The sequence below is a fragment of the Gordonia sp. 852002-50395_SCH5434458 genome, from assembly GCF_001665905.1.
GTDB lineage: Bacteria > Actinomycetota > Actinomycetes > Mycobacteriales > Mycobacteriaceae > Gordonia > Gordonia jacobaea.
Genome location: NZ_LZTC01000023.1, coordinates 55,448 through 75,508, shown reverse-complemented (window position 1 = coordinate 75,508; position 20,061 = coordinate 55,448). Strand labels below are relative to the sequence as shown.

Below are 20,061 nucleotides of genomic sequence, written 5' to 3'. Positions count from 1 at the left end.
CTCTCACGCTGGGAGCGATGAACCGCTACTGCCGAGGCCTGGGCTGACACTTCGGGCAGAAGAAGGAGCCCCGGTTCATGAACTCCTCACGCCGCATCAGCGTCCCGCATCGTCGGCACGGCTGACCCGCCCGACCGTAGGCATTCAGCGAACGCTCGAAGTAGCCCGACTGCCCGTTGACGTTCACGTACAGCGCGTCGAACGACGTGCCGCCCACCGCCAACGCGTCGCTCATCACCGCGGTCGCGGCGTCGAGTAACTCGGCGAGCTTGCGTCGAGAGATGCCGTCGGTCACGCGGGTGCCGTTCAGCCGCGCTCGCCAGAGGGCCTCGTCGGCGTAGATGTTTCCGACGCCGGAGATCAGCGACTGATCGAGCAGTGCGCGCTTGACCTCCGTGTGCTTGCCGCGCATTCGACGCACCACCTCGTCCCTGTCGAACCCGGAGTCGAAGGGGTCGGGCGCGATATGGGCAATCGAGCGCGGCAGCGACGCCGGGTCGCCGGGCAGTTCGGTGTCGGCGTCGGCGGATTCGGCGTCGACATAGTCGTCGAGGTGCCACCCGCCGAAGGTCCGTTGGTCGACGAACCTCAACTCGTTGCCGTCGTCGAGCGTCGCGCGCACCCGCAGATGCGTGTGGTCGGGTGCGCCGACACGGGCGACCAGCATCTGCCCACTCATACCGAGGTGGACGACGAGCGCGAACCGGTCGACGCCGTCGGGCGCCTCGACGTCGAGCCACAGGTACTTTCCGCGTCGACGAGCAGCGAGAATCGTTGCGCCCCTGAGCCTTCCGACCAGATCGGGCGCATCGCCGACGTGCCTGCGGACGGCTCGCGGGTGGAGGACCTCTACGTCGGTGATCGTGCGCCCGACAACATGCTTCTCGAGACCGGCACGGACGGTCTCGACTTCGGGAAGTTCAGGCATCGCTCACGGCGTCACGCTCGGTGAGCGCCTGCCATGCCAGGGATGCGGCCTTCTGCTCGGCTTCCTTCTTGGTGCGTCCCACACCTTCGCCGAGTGCTTCGCCTGCGATCACCGCACGCGCGGTGAACTCCTTGCTGTGATCGGGGCCGGTCGAGCTGATCTGGTACTGCGGGGGCCCGTAGCCACGCTCGGCGGCCAACTCCTGCAACGAGGTCTTCCAGTCGAGTCCCGCGCCGAGTTGGCCTGCGCGGTCGAGGATCTCGTCGAAGAGGTCAAGGATGATGCGTTGCGAGGTCTCCAGGCCGTGGTCGAGATACATTGCGCCGAAAAGCGATTCGAGGCCGTCGGCCAGAATCGAATCCTTGTCGCGACCACCGGTCATCTCCTCGCCGCGACCGAGGAAGAGGTGGCGCCCGAGACCGCCCTCGCCGAGTCCACGCGCGACGTCGGCGAGTGCATGCATGTTGACGACGCTTGCCCTGATCTTGGCCAGCTCGCCCTCGGGACGTTCGGGGTATCGCTTGTACAGCCGTTCGGTGATCACCACGCCGAGCACCGAGTCGCCGAGGAATTCCAGCCGCTCGTTGGTCGGCAGACCACCGTTCTCGTAGGCATACGAGCGGTGGGTCAGTGCGAGTGTGAGCAGTTCATCCGCGATCGGTGTGCCGAGCGCTTCCAGCAACGACGCGACACCCCCGGAGTCAGCTCCCAGAGAGGCGACAGCGTCACGGTTGTCTGGTTGGGGTGCAGGCGACGTCGCGTCGTCGACACCGGTCACGCCGAGCCCCGTTCGCCGCTGTCGGAGTCCTGCGACCCCTTCTGCTCCAGCGAACCGAATTTGTCGGCGAGCTTGGCCCAGCGGGGATCGATGATCTCGTGGGAGTGGCCGGGTTCCGCGACGGCAAGCCGGACACCGCACTCAGCGCACAAGCCCGCGCAGTCCTCACTGCACAGCGGTGACATCGGGAGTTCGAGCGCGACGGCGTCGATGACGGCCTGCTCGAGGTCGATCCTGTCGTCGACGATCCGGTGGATGTCCTCGGAGTCGGTCGTCTGCTCGGTCTCACTGTCGGGGTAGGCGTACAGCTCGGTCAGGAACACCGTCACCGTGCCGTCGACGGGTTCGAGACAACGCACACATTGGCCCTCGGTCTCGCCGGAGACGGTGCCCGTGACCAGGACGCCCTCAGACACAGACTCCAGCCGTAAGTCGAGGTCGACGTCGGAATCCGCGGGTATCGCGATCATCTCCACGCCGATCCGATGGGGAGCGACGACCGTGCGATGGATCTCTTCCATCGTCCCCGGACGCCTGCCCAACGATCGGATGTCGAGGACGAAGGGATCGCGCTGCGCCTGCGCACCTTGAGTCACTGCATTCTCGGCCACATGTGCACCATACGCCCGACCAGGTCATTCATCGAACGACCCGACGCGCCACTCAGACCGCGAGCGGCGAGCTGTGGTCGTGCAGGTCTGCCGAACCGGGTCGTGCCTGTTCAGCACTCGTCCGACGAGCACCTGCATCGTCGACGCTGCGCGGGTATTCGACGTAGTCGTGCATGCCCGCGCCGGTACGCAACTGGTGGCGTCCACGGTTGACCGAGCGCAGGGTCCCGGTGAGGATCTCCTCGAACTCGGCGAGCTTCTCGTCGACATACACATCGCAGTCGCCGCGGAGTCGATCGGCCTCGGCGTGCGCGGCATCGATGATCCGCTCCGCCTCCGACTTCGCAGCCGCGACGACCTCGGTCTCGGAGACCAGGCGCTGCTGCTCGGCGATGCCGTCCGCGACGGACTTGTCGTAGGTGTTGTTTGCCGAGTCGATGGTCCGCTGCGCCTCGGCACGTGCACGCCCGGTGACGGCGTCGAACTCGCGTGCTGCGCTCGTCGACAGCCGGTGGGCTTCCGCGCTGGCCTCGTCGACCAGGTTCTTTCCGTGCGCGCTCGCCTCGTCGACCATGCGGTCGGCCTGCGCCTTGGCGTCGGCAAGGAGGCGGTCGGCCTCGGCACGAGCGTGCGCGAGCATGGCGTCGGACTCCGACTCCGCGGTGGTCACGACCTTGTCGGCGTGATCGGCGGCGTCGCCGAGCATGTTCTCGCGCTGGTCGAGCACGTCCTGGGCGTCGTCGAGCTCGCCCGGAATCGAGTCCTTGATGTCGTCGAGCAGTTCGAGGACATCGCCACGCGGCACGACACAGCCGGCCGTCATGGGAACACTTCGTGCCTCTTCGACGATGGCCACGAGTTCGTCGAGAGCTTCAAATACCCGGTACACAGCTACCCCAATCCGGCTCATGCCATTACTTGTCAGTGAGACCTGTGTCGTCGTGACGCGGGTCCGCCTGAGACTGATGTGACTATTGTGCCGAATGTGATCGCTGGGATTACGGAGCCGGATGATATGGGCGTGTCGCCTGTGGCGATTGTGACTACGGGTCAGCAGTGAACGTCAGACTGTCCGCTCCCCCGCAAGGACCGCCTCGAGACGTCGGTGGATGTGCGGTGCGAGGTACGGCGACGCGTCGCCACCGAGCTTCGCCACCTCTTTGACCAGCGAACTCGAGACATGAGCGAAGCGCGGATCGGTGAGCATGAAGACCGTCTCGACATCTGCGAGCTCGCGATTCATCTGCGCCATCGGGAGTTCGTAGTCGAAGTCGACGCCAGAGCGCAGCCCCTTCACCAGGACTCCGATGTTCTTCTCGGCCAGATAGTCGACGAGCAGACCGGTCCATCGGTCGACGCGGACGTTGGGCAGATCGGCACAGTCCTCCTCGATCAACGCGATGCGTTCGTCGATGCTGAACAGGCCATGTTTGTTGGGATTGACCACGACGAGAACCACGATCTCGTCGAAGGCCGACGCCGCACGTTCGACGATGTACCGATGTCCCCTGGTGAACGGATCGAAGGAACCTGGAATCACTGCGCTGCTCATGGCGTAAACCTACCGATCTCCACGCGGGTCTCCCCGTAGACCTTCTCCACGATGAGATCGAACTCCTCGGGCCATCTCGGCGCCGACGACCGCGCGTCTCGTTCGACGACGACGAGCGCGTCGTCCGCGAGCCACCCGTCGGAGCTCAAGCGCTCGAGATCGGCCTCGACGTCCGCGGTGTCCAGCGCGTACGGAGGGTCGGAGAAAACCAGGTCGAACGGCCGGCCTGCTCTCGCTGTCGCGAGGTACGACCCGACCGAGGACGTCACCACCTTCGAGCGACCGGACAGCTCGAGGGACCGCACATTCGCGCTGATGACCGAGGTGGCCCGCTTTCGGCTGTCCACCAATACAGCCGACGCCGCACCGCGCGAGAGGGCTTCGATCGCGAGCGCCCCCGAGCCCGCATAGAGGTCGAGGACTCGCGAGTCGTCGAAGTCGATGCGCGCGGCGAGCGCACTGAACAGAGCCTCGCGCACCCTGTCGGAGGTCGGGCGGGTGCCGTCGTCGGGCACGGTCAGCCGTCGCCCACCGAGAGCGCCTGCGATGATCCTCGTCATCGTTCGTATTCTGCTCGCCATACTTACCCGATGAGAACGCCGGGTCTCAGCCGTCCGACACCGACAAATCGCACAAACGTGACCCCTATCACAACCGGCGTTGAACAGTGCCGACGGCGGGGTTTCGGTGTCCGATTCCGGCAGCAGCATGACTTCGCCGACACACATTGTTAACGTCAGGAACGTTATGAGCCCCTCCACAACGAGAACGGCCCCATCAACTGTCCTGACGATCGACTACCGGACGCCGACGGTGTCCGACGGAACCAGACTCTGGGAAATCGCCTCGGATTCACAGGTTCTCGACGTCAACTCGAGTTATGCCTATGTGCTGTGGTGTCACGACTTCGCCGACACCTCGATTGTCGCCGAAGTCGATGGTCGTGCAGTCGGTTTCGTCACCGGTTATCGACGCCCCGCTGACCCGTCGACCCTCATGGTCTGGCAGGTCGCCGTCGACGATGACTTCCGCGGACACGGAATCGCAGCAAAGATGCTGCACCAGTTGTTCGATCGCGTCCGGCGCAGTTCGGTGGTGGCCATGCACACCACCATCAGCCCCGACAACGTTGCGTCCCAACGTCTTTTCGCGTCGGTCGCACGAGATCGCGGCCTGGACTTCGTTCGACGCGACCTGTTCGCCGTCGACGATTTCCCAGATGCACACCAGCCGGAGGATCTCTACATGCTCGAACCGAAGGTCGGCGAGCCCTAGTACTTCTGGCGCGGGTTTTCTCACCGGCGGACGTGTTTCCCACCGGTACGTTCTCGCTGGTAGCGGCTAACGCGGTCTTACTGACGAACAGTCTTCGGCGAGACGATCCGCGACGGAGAGCCGTTGCGCCCGAACACAATCCGCACGCGTCGAACAGTGGCGCGCCGCTTTAGTAAACGCGTATATGCGCGTCCCCACAGCACTTCTCGAGAGCTCCGCTCCGAAGTGGACTGTGGCCCAGATATTTCCCACATTGGAGGATGCACGATGCAACTTCTCGACACCACCATCGACGACTCGGTCTTCACCCAGAACGAGTCCGAAGTCCGCAGCTACTGCCGCAACTGGCCGACCGTGTTCGGTCGCGCGCGTGGCTCGTGGATCACCGACACCGAGGGCCGCGAATATCTCGACTTCTTCGCGGGCGCAGGCGCCCTGAATTACGGGCACAACCATCCGGTCCTGAAAGAGGCTCTCCTCGAGTACATCTCGGCGGACGGCATCACCCACGGGCTCGACATGGCGACCGTCGCCAAAGGGCAGTTTCTGGAGACGTTCCACGACAAGATCCTGGCGCCCCGTGACCTCGACTACAAGGTCCAGTTTCCCGGACCGACAGGCACCAACGCCGTCGAGTCGGCGCTGAAGCTGGCTCGCAAGGTGACCGGCCGCGAGTCGATCGTGAGCTTCACCAATGCTTTTCACGGCATGACGCTGGGATCGCTCTCGGTGACCGGCAACTCCATGAAGCGCGCGGGCGCGGGCATCCCACTCGTGCACGCCACGCCGATGCCCTTCGACAATTACCTTGACGGCACCGTCGAGGACTTCAGCTGGTTCGAGCGCGTGCTCGAGGACTCCGGCAGCGGCCTCAACACCCCGGCCGCGGTCATCGTCGAGACGGTGCAGGGCGAGGGCGGCGTCAACGTCGCACGTGCCGAGTGGCTGCGTGGGCTTGCCGACCTGTGCAAGCGTCGCGACATCCTGCTGATCGTCGACGACGTCCAGATGGGCTGCGGTCGCACGGGCGAGTTCTTCTCCTTCGAGGAGGCGGGCATCGAGCCCGACATCGTCACCATGTCGAAGTCGATCAGCGGTTACGGACTGCCGATGGCACTCGTGTTGATTCGTCGAGACCTCGACGTCTGGGCACCCGGCGAGCACAACGGCACATTCCGCGGCAACAACCCCGCATTCATCACGGCCACCAAGGCCATCAACGAGTTCTGGTCCGACGACCAGCTCACCCGCGACGTTCACCGCAAGGGACGCCAGATCGACGAAGTCTTCTCGGCGCTGTCGGAACGCCACGAAGGCTTGTCGACGCGAGGACGCGGGATGGTGCGCGGCCTCGTCTTCGACGAGCCGACGCTCGCGGCCAAGGCATGTGCGCGGGCCTTCGGGTCCGGACTGCTCGCCGAGACGTCGGGACCGTCGGATGAGGTTGTGAAACTTCTTCCGCCACTGAATATTTCCACTGAAGAACTTGACCGCGGGCTCGGCATTCTCGTCGATTCCGTGGAGGAGGTGATCGCATGATCGTCCGTACCACCAATGAAATCACCGGCACCGAGCGCGAGGTCGCCGACCCCAAGGGCAACTGGGTCTCCAAGCGCATCGTCCTTGGCGGCGACGGCGTCGGATTCTCGTTCCACGAGACCACCATCAAGGCCGGCAGCGTCAACGAGTTCCACTACGCCAACCACATCGAAGCGGTGTGGCTGGTGGAGGGCGAGGGAACTCTCCTCGATCGCGAGACCGGGCAGACCTATCCCCTGGCCGCTGGATCGATGTACCTGCTCAACGGACACGAGCGCCACACGGTGACGGCTGAGACGCAGATGCGCATGCTCTGTGTGTTCAACCCGCCGGTCGTCGGCACCGAGGTACATGACGAGAACGGCATCTACCCGCTCGTCACCGTCCCGGAGCAACCGAACGGCAAGCACGCGAACGCCTGACCGCGCGAGCACTAATCCGCCTGCGGGCCCCGCACTCCCCTCGGGAGTCCGGGGCCCGCAGGCGTCTGTTCCACCCCATCTGCGCCGTCTGAAGCCTCGGCCGCGCCTGAGGGCTGCGACGCGGCGCTAACCTGGATGTATGCGCACGCGGTTACAGATCGGCTGGACGCCGGCCGAACCGACCCCACTCGACGACGATCTTGATGCCCGCATCGAGCAGATGCACAACCTCCTCGACGGCCGACGCGTCGTTGCGCTCACCGGCGCAGGAATCTCCACCGACTCGGGCATCCCCGATTACCGCAGCCCAGGCGCGCCGGTTCGGACGCCGATGACGCTGGAGATGTTCCTGTCGTCACCCGACTTCCGCCGCCACTACTGGGCACGCAATCACCTCGGCTGGCGCCACATGGACGCTGCGCGGCCCAACGCGTCGCACCACACGCTCACCCAACTGCAGCGTCGCGGCGCACTGACGACGGTCATCACGCAGAACGTCGACATGCTGCACACCAAGGCCGCTACACGCGGGGTGATCGAACTGCACGGCTGCTATGGACGTGTGCGGTGCCTCGACTGCGGCGACACCATCTCTCGACGAGGCCTCGCGCAGACCCTGGAAGCCCTCAATCCGGGATTCGCCGAACGCGTGGCCGGCCGCGGCGCGATCGAGGTGGCGCCGGACGCAGACGTGACACTCGACGACACAAGTGACTTCGTCGTCGCCGACTGCTCGATGTGCGGCGGAACCCTCAAACCCGACATCGTCTACTTCGGCGAGAATGCGTCGAAGACCACCGTGCAGCAGGCATTCTCGGCAGTCGACGACGCCGACGCGATGATCGTCGTCGGCTCGTCGCTCACCGTCATGTCAGGCTTGCGGTTCGCCCGGCACGCGCACCGCACCGGCAAACCTCTCGTAGTGATCAACCGGGGCATCACGCGCGCCGACGACATCGCCGATCTCAAGATCGACCACTATTGCGGCAGTGTGCTCGCCGCGCTGACCCCACACGCTGCCGCCTGAGCGGTCCCGCGGCGCAGATCGTTACAGCTTTCAGACCGCCAACCTGTACCGGTACATATCGACACGCCACGGCGCGTGGTTTTCTGTGCGGAGCAGACTAGACGGCGACCAGGTCGTCGGCGTGAATCACGGGGCGGTGCAACTCGTTCGGTAGTTCCGACGTCGACCGCCCGACCATGCGGGCGACGTCGTCGGAGTCGTAGCTACTGACGCCTCGCGCGCGCACGGTGCCGTCGTTGTCGACCAACTCGACGACGTCACCGTCGTAGAAACGCCCACGCACCCCGACGACCCCCGCACCGAGCAGCGAGCGCCGCCTGCGTGCGACAGCCGCGACGGCGCCGTCGTCGAGCACGATCTGTCCCCGCGCGTCGGCGGCATGCCTGACCCAGAAACGCCTGGCGGACAAGCGTTCCGGCCTCGCTGCGAACACCGTGCCGACCGATCCGTCGCCGAGCGCGCGATCGGCGTCTGCGGCGGCGGCCAGCAGGACCGGAACGCCCGCGTCGGCCGACAGTCGCGCTGCGGCGAGCTTCGACGCCATGCCGCCGGTGCCCAGCGTGCCGCCCGAGCCCGCGATCACGCCGTCGAGATCTTCGGGCCCGTTGACCTCGTCGATGAAACGTGCGCGCTGACCGTCGGGGCCCACCTTGCGCGGATCACCGTCGTAGAGGCCGTCGACGTCGGAGAGCAGCATCAGAGCGTCGGCGCCCGCGAGATGCGCGACCAACGCGGCGAGACGGTCGTTGTCACCGAAGCGAATCTCGTTGGTGGCCACCGTGTCGTTCTCGTTGACCACCGGGACGGCGTGCAATGCCACGAGTCGGTTGAGCGTGCGCTGTGCATTGGCATGGTGCGCGCGGTTGGAGATGTCGTCCGCGGTCAGCAGTACCTGCCCGACCGTGCGCCCGTACCGGTGAAAGGACGTGCCCCAGGCGTGCGCGAGAGCCAACTGCCCGACGCTCGCGGCAGCCTGTTTGGTGGCAAGATCTGTCGGTCGCTTCTTCAGGCCGAGCGGCGCGATACCCGCGCCGATGGCACCCGACGACACCACGATGACGTCCGAGCCCGCTCGCATGCGCGCTTCGAGTGCATCGGTGAGCCGATCGAGCCGGTCACGGTCGAGTCCGCTGTCGAGGTCGGTGATCGCCGACGACCCGATCTTTACGACGATGCTGCGAGCTGCAGCGATCGATTCGCGAACGTCACTCACCGTCGGTCTCGTCCTGCAGTCCACGACGCAGACGTCGCGCTTCCTTACGCTCGGCGGCACCCACACGCTCCGACCGATCAAGCCGAATGTCGGTGCCGCGCCCGGTGATCGGCACATCGTCGCCCATCGGGGTCGTCGGCTCCCAGTCGAAGCTGACGTCGCCGATGGTCACCGGCGCGCCCGGCTCCGCACCGAGGCGGACCAACTCGTCCTCGACGCCGAGACGGTTGAGACGGTCGGCGAGATAGCCGACGGCCTCGTCGTTGTCGAACTGCGTTTGCGCGATCCAGCGCTCAGGCCGCGTACCGCGCACGATGAAGCCGCCAGGCGTGGCGGGATCGGCAACGACCGTGAAACCACTGTCGTCGATGGCCTTCGGACGGATCACTGGACGACGAGCGACGGGCTTCGGATGTGCCTCGCGGTACTCGTCTACCATTCTGGCGAGCGCGTCTGTCAGTTCCTTGAGCCCCTGATGTGCGACGGCGGAGATCCGGTATACGGGCCAACCACGTTCTGCGAGTTCGGGTTCGACGAGATCGGCCAGTTCGTTGGCCTCGGGCACGTCCGTCTTGTTCAGGATCACCACGCGCGGGCGCTCGGCGAGGTCGCCGAGACCGTGATCGGTGTGCAGAGCGGGTTCGTACGCGGCGAGTTCGGCTTCGAGCGCGTCGATATCGGAGATCGGATCACGACCCGGTTCCAGCGTGGCGAGGTCGACGACGTGGGCGAGAACCGCACACCGCTCCAGGTGCCGCAGGAATTCCAGCCCGAGTCCTCGGCCACTCGATGCGCCCGGAATGAGGCCCGGCACGTCGGCGATGGTGAACACACCACCGGCGGTCTGCACGACGCCGAGGTTGGGCTGCAGTGTGGTGAACGGATAGTCGGCGATCTTCGGCTTGGCCGCAGAGAGCACCGACACCAGCGACGACTTGCCCGCCGACGGGAAGCCAACGAGTCCGACGTCGGCGACGGACTTCAGTTCGAGAACGAGATCGCGGTGCTGCCCCTCCTCACCGAGGAGCGCGAAGCCCGGCGCCTTGCGCGCCTTGGACGCCAGCGCCGCGTTGCCGAGTCCGCCACGTCCGCCCGAGGCGGCGTCGAACGTCGTACCCTCCCCGACCAGGTCGGCAAGGATCGTTCCGTTCTCGTCGAGCACGACGGTGCCGTCCGGCACGTGGAGGACCAGATCGTCGCCATTGGCGCCGCTGCGGTGATCGCCCATGCCGGGCGTCCCGTTACCCGCCTTGGCATGCGGCCGGAAGTGAAAATCGAGCAGTGTGTGCACCTGAGGGTCGACGACGAGCGTCACGGACCCACCGTTGCCACCGTTACCACCGTCGGGTCCGCCGAGCGGCTTGAACTTCTCCCGATGCACCGACGAACAGCCGTGGCCACCATTGCCCGCAGCGACGTGAATCGTCACCCGGTCGACGAACCGCGACATGACGTCCTTTCTCGTTCGTAGGCCGTGAGCGCGGATCGCGCTGTCGGACCATCGAACCTGATCTTCTCGTTGTGGAAATACAACCTCGTTGTAGAAATACAACAGGGCGGGCCGGGTGCATATGCCCCTGGCCCGCCCTGTCGTTGAGAGCTGTGCTCGAAAACCGCTAGGTCAGGCCTGTGCGGTCTCCGGAACGATGTTCACGGTCTTGCGGCCACGCTTGGTGCCGAACTGCACCGCGCCCGACTCGAGAGCGAACAGGGTGTCGTCGCCACCGCGACCGACGTTGACGCCCGGGTGGAACTTGGTGCCGCGCTGGCGGATCAGAATCTCGCCTGCGCTGACCTGCTGGCCACCGAAGCGCTTCACGCCGAGGCGCTGCGCGTTGGAATCGCGACCGTTGCGCGAACTGGACGCGCCCTTCTTGTGTGCCATTTTCTCGTCCTCCTGGCTACCTGAGTGTGTTGCAGTTGGGGATCAGGGGCTGGGCCCCGGAAATTACTTGATACCGGTGACCTTGAGGACCGTCAGCTTCTGACGGTGACCCTGGCGCTTGTGGTAGCCGGTCTTGTTCTTGAACTTGTGGATACGGATCTTGGGGCCCTTGACGTGCTCGACCACCTCGCCGGTGACCGAGATCTTGGCGAGCTTGTCCGCATCGGTGGTCAGGGTCGAGCCATCGACGACAAGCGCCACGGGCAGGCTCACGCTGCTGCCGGGCTCGCTGTCGATCTTCTCGACCTTCACAATGTCGCCCTCAGCGACCTTGTACTGCTTACCGCCGGTCTTGACGATCGCGTACGTTGCCATCGAAGCTGTCCTCTTACTCATCATCGGGCTCGCTGCGCGTACGTCGCGCACGAGCGTTGTGGGTGTGTGCGTCCCGGTGCGGTCCGCACGGCATCGGGCATTGCTGCCCGGGATGCTCACGGATCACACCAGAGGGCCTGTCCGCGGGTCTCGTCAGCAGTGCTCATCGCATGATCGGCACAGCTCGAACCCTCCGCGGAAGGCGACCAATCAAGATTACGGGACCGGTCGCCGCTGGGTCAAACTCGCCATATCATGCCGGGCCTGCCGACGTGGTGGTCAGTCCTCCACAGGTGGTCCAGCGGGACGTCCGGCCGTGCGCCTACGTGGTCGGCGTCGCACCGCAACGGTGGTCGGCGACGACGAGACCGGGCCGAACGTGGTCAACGGGGCACGCGTGGGCGCATCGTCTGCGAGAACCACCGGCTCGGCCGCTCCGGTCGGCGACGCCGCCCGACGGACCGCACGGCGTCGACGCTTCGGCGCCTCTGCCCCGTTGGTCGACTGTGCGTCCTGTCCTGCCGGCTGTGCACTCTCTCCGGTCGACTGTGCGTCCTGTCCGGTCGTCTGTGCGTCCTGTCCGGTCGACTGGGCGTCCTGACCCGCCGACTGTGCGTCCTGACCCGTCGACTGTGCGTCTGCCGAGCCATTCGACGACGACTCGTCATCGACAACGACTGCCTCGACGTCGATGACCTCGCCGTCCTCGTCGTGCGTGTGGGCCGCCATCGCGCGGAACATCGGGTGCTCCGCCGGGTTGTGAGCGGGCTTCTGCTCGGCCGGTTCCGCCTTCTTCTTGTTGCGTCGCGAGCGCTTCGAGCCGGTGTTCTCCGACTTTGCGCCGTCGTCGGACGTCACCTCGACAGGACTCGAATGCACGATGATCCCGCGGCCGCCGCACGTCGTGCAGGTCGTCGAGAAAGCTTCGAGCAGGCCGGTACCGAGGCGCTTACGTGTCATCTGCACGAGGCCGAGCGATGTCACCTCGGACACCTGATGGCGCGTGCGATCGCGCGACAACGCCTCCGTGAGTCGACGCAGCACCAGGTCGCGGTTGGATTCGAGCACCATGTCGATGAAGTCGACGATGATCATGCCGCCGATATCGCGCAGACGCATCTGCCGCACGATCTCTTCGGCCGCCTCGAGGTTGTTGCGGGTCACCGTCTCTTCGAGGTTGCCCCCGGAGCCGGTGAACTTGCCCGTATTGACGTCGACGACGGTCATCGCCTCGGTGTGCTCGATGATCAGCGTGCCGCCCGACGGCAGCCACACCTTGCGGTCGAGTGCCTTGGCGAGTTGCTCGTCGATGCGGTGCACGACGAAGGAGTCCGGTGCGTCGGCGCGCGGACGCTCGAAGCGCTCCACCCGATCCATGAGGTCGGGCGCAACCGAGCTCACGTAACCCTCGACGAGGTTCCACGCCTTATCGCCTTCGACGACGAGCTTCTTGAAGTCCTCGTTGAACAGGTCGCGGACCACGCGGACCAGCAGGTCGGGCTCCTCGTAGAGCGCGCGCGGCGACACCGATCCCTTGTTGGCCTTGCCGAACGCCTCATCGATCGACTTCCACTGCTTCTCGAGTCGCTCGATGTCGGCAGCGAGGTCGTCGGCGCTCACACCCTCCGACGCGGTACGGATGATGACACCCGCATCGTCGGGGACCAGCTTGGCGAGGATCTGCTTGAGCCGCTTGCGCTCGACGTCGGGAAGCTTGCGGCTGATACCGGTCGACGTTCCACCCGGCACGTAGACCAGGTAGCGACCGGCCAGCGAGATCTGCGTGGTCAGTCGAGCGCCCTTGTGCCCGACCGGGTCCTTGCTGACCTGCACGAGCACCGGATCGCCGGGCTTAAGGGCCTGTTCGATCTTGCGTGACCCACCGTCGAGTCCTGCAGCGTCCCAATTGACCTCGCCTGCATAGAGCACGCCGTTGCGACCGCGACCGATGTCGACGAACGCGGCCTCCATGCCGGGCAGCACGTTCTGCACGCGCCCGATGTAGATGTTGCCGACCATCGACGACGACGTCTCCGTGGTGACGAAGTGCTCGACGAGCACACCGTCTTCGAGCACGGCGACCTGCGTGTAGTCCTCGACGGGAGTGACGTGATCGTGCTCGTCGGACTGCGAGAGCCGAACATTGGCACTGCGCTCACGCACCACCATCACGCGGTCGACGGCCTCGCGGCGCGCGAGGAACTCCGACTCGCTCAGGATCGGTGGTCGACGACGCCCGGCGTCTCGACCGTCGCGACGTCGCTGGCGCTTGGCCTCGAGCCGCGTCGACCCCGAAATCCCCTGCACCTCGTCGCGGGCGCGCTTGCTGCGCGGCTCCCGCTCGTGGACGACAGTGTTCGGCGGATCGTCGGGCGACGACGCGTCGTCGGATTCGGCTCCACCCTTACGGCGACGACGGCGCCTGCGGCGCTTGCTCGACGTTCCGTCTCCGGAATCGGCATCGTCGGAGTCGTCGGCGTTATTGTCTGCGTCCTGACCATTGGACTTGTCGGCAGAATCGTCCGAGGAGTTGGAATCGTCGGACGAGCCCGGACCCTGTCCGCGCCCATCAGCCTGATTCTCGCCTTCAGCGTTTTTACCCTCTGCTGGCTTGCCCTTGCCGGACTTCTTCCGCTTCTTGCCAGCGGGTCGATCGCTGCCCGACTGATCGGAATTGGATTGATCGGCGTTGGACTGATCGGAGTCGGACTGGTCCGAATCGGACTGACCGGAAACCGACTGGTCGGAATCGTCAGACGCCGCGGAGTCGGTGTCGTCGTTCTGATCACGCTCGTTCTGGTCACCGCGACCACGACCGCGACCACGACGACCGCGGCGACGTCGACGATTGCGGCCGCCTTCATCGCCGGAGCTGTCGTTGTCGGCGCCTTCGTTGTCGGCGCCTTCGTTATCGGTCGGGTCTGCGGAGTCCTCGGCACTCTCGTCGGCCGCGTTCGGCGTCGAACGACCAGACGTCGAAGGCTCGGACGTGGGTCGACCGCTGTTGGCGCGACGCTGCGAGTCATCCGACGAAGAGTCGGCCGTGGCGTCCTCGCCGCTCTTGCGGTGACGACCGCTGGGCGCGTCAGACGCGGCGGCCGGCTGCGGGGGAAGGAAGAGCGGGCTGGCCGCGATCTCTTCGGCAGGTGACGCGACGTGCGGCTTCTCGGTCTCGATCGCGGAGAAGAGCGAATGCGTGTGCGACGCATGCGACTCTGCGCTCTGCTCGACGTCGGCGACCTCTGCGGGGGCGGACGGCTGCGACGCCGCCACTCCTGGCAACTCGGCTCCTGGCACCTCAGCTTCGGGTGCGTCGGATGCTGGTGCATCGGGTGCTGGTGCAGCGTCGACGGCCTCGGTCACGCCCGCAGGTTCACCCTGGTCAGACACTTCGGCAGGCTCTGTCGGTTGAGTTGCCTTGGCCTGCTCCTCGGTGGCGGGCGCCGCCTCGTCGACGGGTACGGCGGTGTCGTCGACCTCGACGTCGTTGCGTACACGGTCGGCGACGGCCTGAGCCATGCTGCGCTCGACGCTCGATTGAGCACTTCGGCTGGGCCAGCCCAGTTCCGCGAGGTGCGCGAGCACCTGCCTACTCGTGAGGCCGAGCGTGCGCGCCAGCGCGTGCACCCGAAGCTTGCTGGGAAAATCCTCCGCCGAGCCTGACGCAGCGTTCGCGTCGATCGGCGACCCGTTGTCGGTCACTGATGTCTCCTTGAACCCCCGGGCGCGACAATGTCGGCGGCCACGCGGGGGTCTCTCGTGTGTCCCGGTCCTGTGCGGACCGGTGTTATATGGTCTCCGCGCTCCTGGTGTTCCGTTGTCCGGAGTCCGCAGGTTGCGCTCTTGCTGGGTGATGAGGTCCGTCATGCCTTCCACGCCACGCGTGGCGGTCTGAACCGCCCCGTCGGGTCTGTTCCCGACGTCGATGGGGAAAGCGATCTGCCGAACGTGTGCTGTGCGGATCGCTGCCACTGGCAACAATCTCCACTGCGGTGTCCGACGCCGAACGCCATCGTCGTCATCACGAGCAGAGTGTGTTCGCGATAACCAAGCAAGTATCCCACACGGTGCGACGTATCCCGCAAACTATGCGATAAAGCGCGCGTCAGCGGCTTGACAACCGCCGACGCGCGCTGGAATACGCGGGGTCTTTCTCAGTCGGTCAGCGCGGGAAACCAGAGCGCGATCTCACGCTCGGCCGATTCCGGCGAGTCCGATCCGTGGACCAGGTTGTACTGAGTGCTCAGCGCGTAGTCGCCGCGAATCGTACCTGGCACGGCCTTCTCCACGGGGTCGGTTCCGCCCGCGATCTGGCGGAATGCGGCAACAGCTCGCGGCCCCTCCAGCACGGCGGCGACCAGCGGACCCGACGTGATGAACTCGACCAACGACGGGTAGAAGGGCTTGCCCTCATGCTCCGCGTAGTGCTTGGCCGCGAGGTCGTCGCTGACGTTTTTGAGCTCGAGTGCCGCGAAGGTCAGGCCTTTGCGCTCGATGCGGGCGAGGATGTCGCCGACGAGCGAACGCGAAACGCCGTCGGGCTTGATGAGTACCAGAGTCCGTTCAGTCACGAGCACACTGTAGCGACCCGACGCCCACACTCCACTCCGACCTCGTAATTCGAATCCCACCATATTCAATTCCGATGGGGCACTACTTGTCGCCCAGGGACAGTACTTGTCGGTCAGGGGCAGTATTTGGGCTCGATCGGGAAGAAGCCGTAGTCGAAGAGATTGCCCGCGCTGGTGTGCGAGTTGATGATCACCTGGACGCATCCTCCCGGCGAGGCGAGTGCTGCGGTCACCGCCCTGTCGAACTGGCCTGCGAAGGCAAGGTTCGCTGGCCGATAGGAATCCGGCACCGGCAGTGCTGCGACGGCCTGCGGCAGGTTCATCGAGTCCATGCGCTTGGTGAGGTCATGCGTCGCGATGTAGCCGAACGCCTCACCGGGAACAGGCATCGGCGGTCCCGGCGTCGGGAGCGCAAGGTCGGAGGGCGCCACCGACTGTGGTGTCCCCGATTGGGGAGCGACGGACTGGGGCGTCGTCTTTTCGGGAGCGGCCACTGCCTCCGGCGCGCTGATCACACCCAGGGGTACCAGCGCCATCGAGGCTGCTGTCGCCGCGGCGAGACGCAAGTTTCGCGAGGTCTTCGCTGCGGTGTGGTTGATACGGGTGGTCGGTGCGCTAAAGGTCACGCGACTCCTCTCGGTGTGATGACGTGTCCGACGTCGTGCGGGACTCCTCGTCGCCAGCGGCTAGGAGGCGTCGTTGGATAACCATGGTTGTTTCAGGGAACGTCGACTGCCCCCGGCGCTTGCGCCTCGTCATTGTCCCCGGCGCTTGCGCCTCGTCATTGTCCCCGGCGCTTGCGCCTCGTCATTGTCCCCGGCGCTTGCGCCTCGTCATTGTCCCCGGCGCTTGCGCCTCGTCATTGTCCCCGGCGCTTGCGCCTCGTCATTGTCCCCGGCGCTTGCGCCTCGTCATTGTCACAGAGCACACGCAGAATGCAAAGATGCATACATCACATTTCTGGCTGTATCGGTACCAGCACCGGGTCGACGCTGCTCAGGCGAAGTGCACGATGCTGATCGCGCCCGCCACGAGGCAGTAGACCACGAACGGATACAGCGTCCGCGTGTGGAAGTACTTCGCAAGAAACGCGACGGCCGCGAAGGCGGCGACGAACGCACATACCGATCCGACGAGTACCTGTCCCCCGATGCCCTGACCGTCGGGTCCGAAGAGTTCGGGGATCTTGAGCACCCCGGCGGCGAGGATGACGGGCGTGGCGAGCAGGAATGCGAAGTGCGCCGCGTCCTCATGATCGAGGCCCCGCAGGAGGCCGGCCGAAATCGTCGAGCCCGAGCGCGAGATCCCCGGGAACAGCGCGAGTATCTGAGCCGACCCGATCGCCGTGCCTTCCTTCATCGACAGCGAGGTGACCGACCGGGCAGGCGCCTGCCGGGCCACGGCGTGCCGCCCGATTCGATTGCGACGCCTGCGCAAAAGCTCGGTGGTGAGAAGCACGAGACCGTTGAGGAACAGCAGGATCGCCGCCGCCAGCGGGGTCGCGAACAACACGCGCAGCGGCTTCTCTGCGATCAATCCCACGACACCGACCGGAATCGTGCCCGCGATGAGCAACCAGGCGAGGCGGGCATCACTGTCGTCGTCGACGCTTCGGTGGCGGATCGATCGGATGAATCCAGCGACGATGCGCACCCAATCGCGCCAGTAGAACAGGATCAGGGCCAGTGCGGTTGCGACGTGCAGCGCGACGACGAAGGCGAGAAATGGCGTGTGTCCCGAACTCTTCGACTCCGTGACCAGTTTCGCCCAGTCTCCACCGAGCCAGGCGGGGACGAGGATCGAATGCCCGAGGCTCGACACCGGAAACAGTTCGGTGACGCCCTGCAGAAGCCCGAGAATCGCCGCTTGCGGGTAGGTCAGGTCAGTCACGAAAAGCGCTCCCTCAGTGTCGACAAGTTCTTGTCTCCCGGGACGCCACAGTAGCGAAATCCGTTGTGCCGCGCGCTAATCGGACAATTGCGGCGGGGCGCTTCAGTTCTCGATCGGCTCCTGGCCGTAGAGCAGACCGCGGTCGATTCGACGCTGCACGTCGCCCTTGATGTAGCGGATATAGAGCCAGACGCAACCGAAGATCACGCCGATCACCGCGATCGACCAATGGAAGACACCGCCGATGATCACGAGAACCTGCAGTGCCAGGTTGATGTTGAGCGCTTGTGGTCGCTTCTGCATTCCGACTGCGAGCACCATCAACAGCGTCACCACACCGAGATACGTCCCCGACACCCAGGTCAGGCCGTTGCCCACCCGCGCAACGATCGGGAACGTCAGGATCATGACGATGACCTCGAGCACCATGGTGCCCGCCATCACGCCACGCAGGCCCTTCCACGGGTCGTTCGTCGGTGCGGTGAACTTGGGCGTGGCCGCGGATTCCGGTGTGTTGCTGCCCGATTCGCTCATGCGGGCTCCTTCCCGAACAGCGTTCGTCCGGCGCCTGCCGTCACCACCGACCCGGTGATGACCACTCCGGCGCCCGACACCGGTTCGCCGTCGGACTCCTCGGCGAGTCCGATCGCTGCTTCGACGGCGTCGGGCAGGAAGGGTTCGACGTGCACCCGCTCCTCGCCGAAGACCTCACGCGCGGTCTCGGCGAGTGTCTCGGCGTCGACGGCCCGCGGCGAGCCGTTGTTGGTGACGACCACCGCGTCGAGTACCGGCTCGAGTTCGGTGAGGAACCCCGCGGCATCCTTGTCGCCGAGCATCCCGATGACGCCGACGAGACGTCGGAAGTCGAACTCCTCGGTGAGTGCGTGCGCGAGTGCGTGGCCTCCGTGCGGATTGTGCGCGGCGTCGACGAAGACGGTCGGCGCGCTGCGGACACGTTCGAGCCGGCCGGGACTGCTGACTGCCGCGAAACCCGCGCGCACGGCGTCGATGTCGAGTTGACGGCCCGGTCCCGCACCGAAGAATGCTTCGACGGCGGCGAGCGCGATCGACGCGTTCGATGCCTGATGCTCGCCGTGGAGCGGCAGGAAGACCTCGTCGTAGACACCGCCGAGGCCCTGCAGACGCAGGAGTTGCCCACCGACGGCCGTGACGGATTCGAGGACCGCGAACTCGGAGTTCTGCCGTGCGACGACGGTGTCTTGGGCGACGGCCTCGCGCAACAGCACGTCCATCACCTCCGGCTGCTGCGGCGCGATCACGGTCACCGGATCAGTGACGACCAGATCATCCTTGGCGGGCTTGATGATGCCTGCCTTCTCCCCCGCGATCGCCGCAAGCGAATCGCCCAGGTAGTCGGCGTGATCCATCGCGATCGGGGTGATGACAGCGACCGTCGCGTCGACGACGTTCGTCGCGTCCCAGCGCCCGCCCATCCCTGTTTCGACAACGGCGACGTCGACCGGCGCCTCGGCAAAGTACGCGAACGCGATGGCTGTGAGCACCTCGAACTTGCTCATACGCGGACCGTCGGCCGCTGTCGACGAATCGTCGACCATCGTGACGTACGGCTCGATATCGCGGTAGGTGTCAATGAAGTCGCGCGCCGAGATCGGACGGCCGTCGACGGCGATCCGCTCGGTGACCCGCTGCAGGTGCGGACTGGTGTACCGACCGGAGCGTCGATGCAGCGCGACCATCAGCGCGTCGACCATCCGAGTGACCGACGTCTTGCCGTTTGTGCCCGCGATGTGGATCGCGGGATAGGCGTGCTGAGGTGACCCCAGCAGATCCATCAACGCCGCGATACGGGTGAGCGACGGCTCGATCCGCGTTTCCGGCCACCGCGTGTCGAGTTCGTTCTCCAACTCGGCGAGCTCGGCGAGATCCGACGGACTGTCGACGACGATGATCGGGGTGTCATCGAGGTCGTCGCCGAGGAGCGAACCGAGATTCATCGGATCGGGCTCGACGTCG

The 20,061-nt window shown here is 65.6% G+C and carries 20 protein-coding genes; 4 read left to right on the top strand and 16 right to left on the bottom strand.

Annotated elements, in window-relative coordinates:
• Positions 1 to 25: 25 nt before the first annotated feature.
• The 6 genes from mutM to rsmD all read right to left on the bottom strand — a co-directional run bounded on the left by mutM (position 26) and on the right by rsmD (position 4,429).
• Entirely contained in the window at positions 26 to 928 is a 903-nt protein-coding gene (mutM, locus tag A5785_RS05280) for a bifunctional DNA-formamidopyrimidine glycosylase/DNA-(apurinic or apyrimidinic site) lyase (protein ID WP_064862208.1), read from the bottom strand.
• Positions 921 to 1,640, bottom strand: a complete 720-nt coding sequence (gene rnc / locus A5785_RS05275) for a ribonuclease III (protein ID WP_064864887.1) — start codon at positions 1,638 to 1,640, stop codon at positions 921 to 923. Before rnc ends, mutM begins: the two co-directional genes overlap by 8 nt.
• A 62-nt stretch (positions 1,641 to 1,702) precedes the next feature.
• Positions 1,703 to 2,317: a YceD family protein gene (locus A5785_RS05270; RefSeq protein ID WP_005205036.1), complete on the bottom strand. Its 615-nt coding sequence runs from the start codon at positions 2,315 to 2,317 to the stop codon at positions 1,703 to 1,705.
• 52 nt (positions 2,318 to 2,369) lie between these two features.
• The gene (locus A5785_RS05265) at positions 2,370 to 3,206 is read right to left on the bottom strand and encodes a DivIVA domain-containing protein (protein ID WP_372495407.1); all 837 of its coding nucleotides are present in this window, start codon (positions 3,204 to 3,206) and stop codon (positions 2,370 to 2,372) included.
• A 174-nt stretch (positions 3,207 to 3,380) separates the two neighbouring features.
• Positions 3,381 to 3,869, bottom strand: a complete 489-nt coding sequence (gene coaD, locus A5785_RS05260) for a pantetheine-phosphate adenylyltransferase (protein WP_005205039.1) — start codon at positions 3,867 to 3,869, stop codon at positions 3,381 to 3,383.
• Positions 3,866 to 4,429, bottom strand: a complete 564-nt coding sequence (gene rsmD, locus A5785_RS05255; protein ID WP_064864798.1) for a 16S rRNA (guanine(966)-N(2))-methyltransferase RsmD — start codon at positions 4,427 to 4,429, stop codon at positions 3,866 to 3,868. Before rsmD ends, coaD begins: the two co-directional genes overlap by 4 nt.
• 187 nt (positions 4,430 to 4,616) lie before the next feature.
• On the opposite strand from rsmD, the gene ectA reads away from it, so the two are divergent.
• From ectA to A5785_RS05235, 4 genes are all read left to right on the top strand, one after another.
• Positions 4,617 to 5,144 carry a diaminobutyrate acetyltransferase gene (ectA, locus tag A5785_RS05250; RefSeq protein WP_039855190.1) on the top strand — a complete coding sequence of 176 codons (528 nt, stop codon included), beginning with the start codon at positions 4,617 to 4,619 and terminating at the stop codon, positions 5,142 to 5,144.
• Positions 5,145 to 5,411: 267 nt separating this feature from the next.
• Positions 5,412 to 6,683: a diaminobutyrate--2-oxoglutarate transaminase gene (gene ectB, locus A5785_RS05245; protein WP_005205046.1), complete on the top strand. Its 1,272-nt coding sequence runs from the start codon at positions 5,412 to 5,414 to the stop codon at positions 6,681 to 6,683.
• Positions 6,680 to 7,105, top strand: a complete 426-nt coding sequence (locus A5785_RS05240) for an ectoine synthase (RefSeq protein WP_005205047.1) — start codon at positions 6,680 to 6,682, stop codon at positions 7,103 to 7,105. Before ectB ends, A5785_RS05240 begins: the two co-directional genes overlap by 4 nt.
• A 139-nt stretch (positions 7,106 to 7,244) precedes the next feature.
• Positions 7,245 to 8,132 carry a Sir2 family NAD-dependent protein deacetylase gene (locus tag A5785_RS05235; RefSeq protein WP_005205049.1) on the top strand — a complete coding sequence of 296 codons (888 nt, stop codon included), beginning with the start codon at positions 7,245 to 7,247 and terminating at the stop codon, positions 8,130 to 8,132.
• 97 nt (positions 8,133 to 8,229) lie between these two features.
• Here A5785_RS05235 and proB read toward each other — a convergent pair whose 3' ends face one another.
• The 10 genes from proB to folC form a co-directional block, all read right to left on the bottom strand.
• Positions 8,230 to 9,345 carry a glutamate 5-kinase gene (proB, locus tag A5785_RS05230; RefSeq protein ID WP_005205051.1) on the bottom strand — a complete coding sequence of 372 codons (1,116 nt, stop codon included), beginning with the start codon at positions 9,343 to 9,345 and terminating at the stop codon, positions 8,230 to 8,232.
• Entirely contained in the window at positions 9,338 to 10,795 is a 1,458-nt protein-coding gene (gene obgE / locus A5785_RS05225; RefSeq protein WP_005205052.1) for a GTPase ObgE, read from the bottom strand. Before obgE ends, proB begins: the two co-directional genes overlap by 8 nt.
• Positions 10,796 to 10,966: 171 nt before the next feature.
• Positions 10,967 to 11,230 (bottom strand): 50S ribosomal protein L27, encoded by a 264-nt coding sequence (rpmA, locus tag A5785_RS05220; protein ID WP_005205054.1) that lies wholly within the window; start codon positions 11,228 to 11,230, stop codon positions 10,967 to 10,969.
• 63 nt (positions 11,231 to 11,293) lie between these two features.
• Positions 11,294 to 11,605 carry a 50S ribosomal protein L21 gene (gene rplU, locus A5785_RS05215; RefSeq protein ID WP_005176586.1) on the bottom strand — a complete coding sequence of 104 codons (312 nt, stop codon included), beginning with the start codon at positions 11,603 to 11,605 and terminating at the stop codon, positions 11,294 to 11,296.
• A gap of 279 nt (positions 11,606 to 11,884) precedes the next feature.
• On the bottom strand, positions 11,885 to 15,307 hold the full coding sequence (locus tag A5785_RS05210) for a translation initiation factor IF-2 N-terminal domain-containing protein (protein WP_039855195.1): 3,423 nt from the start codon (positions 15,305 to 15,307) through the stop codon (positions 11,885 to 11,887).
• Between the two features lie 452 nt (positions 15,308 to 15,759).
• Positions 15,760 to 16,176, bottom strand: a complete 417-nt coding sequence (ndk, locus tag A5785_RS05205; RefSeq protein ID WP_039855220.1) for a nucleoside-diphosphate kinase — start codon at positions 16,174 to 16,176, stop codon at positions 15,760 to 15,762.
• 113 nt (positions 16,177 to 16,289) lie between these two features.
• Positions 16,290 to 16,802, bottom strand: a complete 513-nt coding sequence (locus A5785_RS05200) for a hypothetical protein (RefSeq protein WP_064864795.1) — start codon at positions 16,800 to 16,802, stop codon at positions 16,290 to 16,292.
• A 370-nt stretch (positions 16,803 to 17,172) separates the two neighbouring features.
• Positions 17,173 to 18,066: an undecaprenyl-diphosphate phosphatase gene (locus tag A5785_RS05195; RefSeq protein ID WP_005205060.1), complete on the bottom strand. Its 894-nt coding sequence runs from the start codon at positions 18,064 to 18,066 to the stop codon at positions 17,173 to 17,175.
• 102 nt (positions 18,067 to 18,168) lie between these two features.
• Complete coding sequence (locus tag A5785_RS05190; protein WP_005205062.1) at positions 18,169 to 18,600, bottom strand: DUF4233 domain-containing protein; 432 nt, start codon at positions 18,598 to 18,600, stop codon at positions 18,169 to 18,171.
• Positions 18,597 to 20,042 carry a bifunctional tetrahydrofolate synthase/dihydrofolate synthase gene (folC, locus tag A5785_RS05185; RefSeq protein WP_197500801.1) on the bottom strand — a complete coding sequence of 482 codons (1,446 nt, stop codon included), beginning with the start codon at positions 20,040 to 20,042 and terminating at the stop codon, positions 18,597 to 18,599. Before folC ends, A5785_RS05190 begins: the two co-directional genes overlap by 4 nt.
• Between the last annotated feature and the right edge of the window lie 19 nt (positions 20,043 to 20,061).

Excerpts from the sequence above, each read along its gene's own strand:
- rplU (WP_005176586.1), bottom strand. The coding sequence starts at position 11,605 with ATGGCAACGTACGCGATCGTCAAGACCGGCGGTAAGCAGTACAAGGTC.
- coaD (WP_005205039.1), bottom strand. The coding sequence starts at position 3,869 with ATGAGCAGCGCAGTGATTCCAGGTTCCTTCGATCCGTTCACCAGGGGA.
- A5785_RS05235 (WP_005205049.1), top strand. The coding sequence starts at position 7,245 with ATGCGCACGCGGTTACAGATCGGCTGGACGCCGGCCGAACCGACCCCA.
- mutM (WP_064862208.1), bottom strand. The coding sequence starts at position 928 with ATGCCTGAACTTCCCGAAGTCGAGACCGTCCGTGCCGGTCTCGAGAAG.
- ectB (WP_005205046.1), top strand. The coding sequence starts at position 5,412 with ATGCAACTTCTCGACACCACCATCGACGACTCGGTCTTCACCCAGAAC.
- rpmA (WP_005205054.1), bottom strand. The coding sequence starts at position 11,230 with ATGGCACACAAGAAGGGCGCGTCCAGTTCGCGCAACGGTCGCGATTCC.
- A5785_RS05240 (WP_005205047.1), top strand. The coding sequence starts at position 6,680 with ATGATCGTCCGTACCACCAATGAAATCACCGGCACCGAGCGCGAGGTC.
- obgE (WP_005205052.1), bottom strand. The coding sequence starts at position 10,795 with ATGTCGCGGTTCGTCGACCGGGTGACGATTCACGTCGCTGCGGGCAAT.
- ectA (WP_039855190.1), top strand. The coding sequence starts at position 4,617 with ATGAGCCCCTCCACAACGAGAACGGCCCCATCAACTGTCCTGACGATC.
- A5785_RS05190 (WP_005205062.1), bottom strand. The coding sequence starts at position 18,600 with ATGAGCGAATCGGGCAGCAACACACCGGAATCCGCGGCCACGCCCAAG.
- folC (WP_197500801.1), bottom strand. The coding sequence starts at position 20,042 with ATGAATCTCGGTTCGCTCCTCGGCGACGACCTCGATGACACCCCGATC.
- rsmD (WP_064864798.1), bottom strand. The coding sequence starts at position 4,429 with ATGACGAGGATCATCGCAGGCGCTCTCGGTGGGCGACGGCTGACCGTG.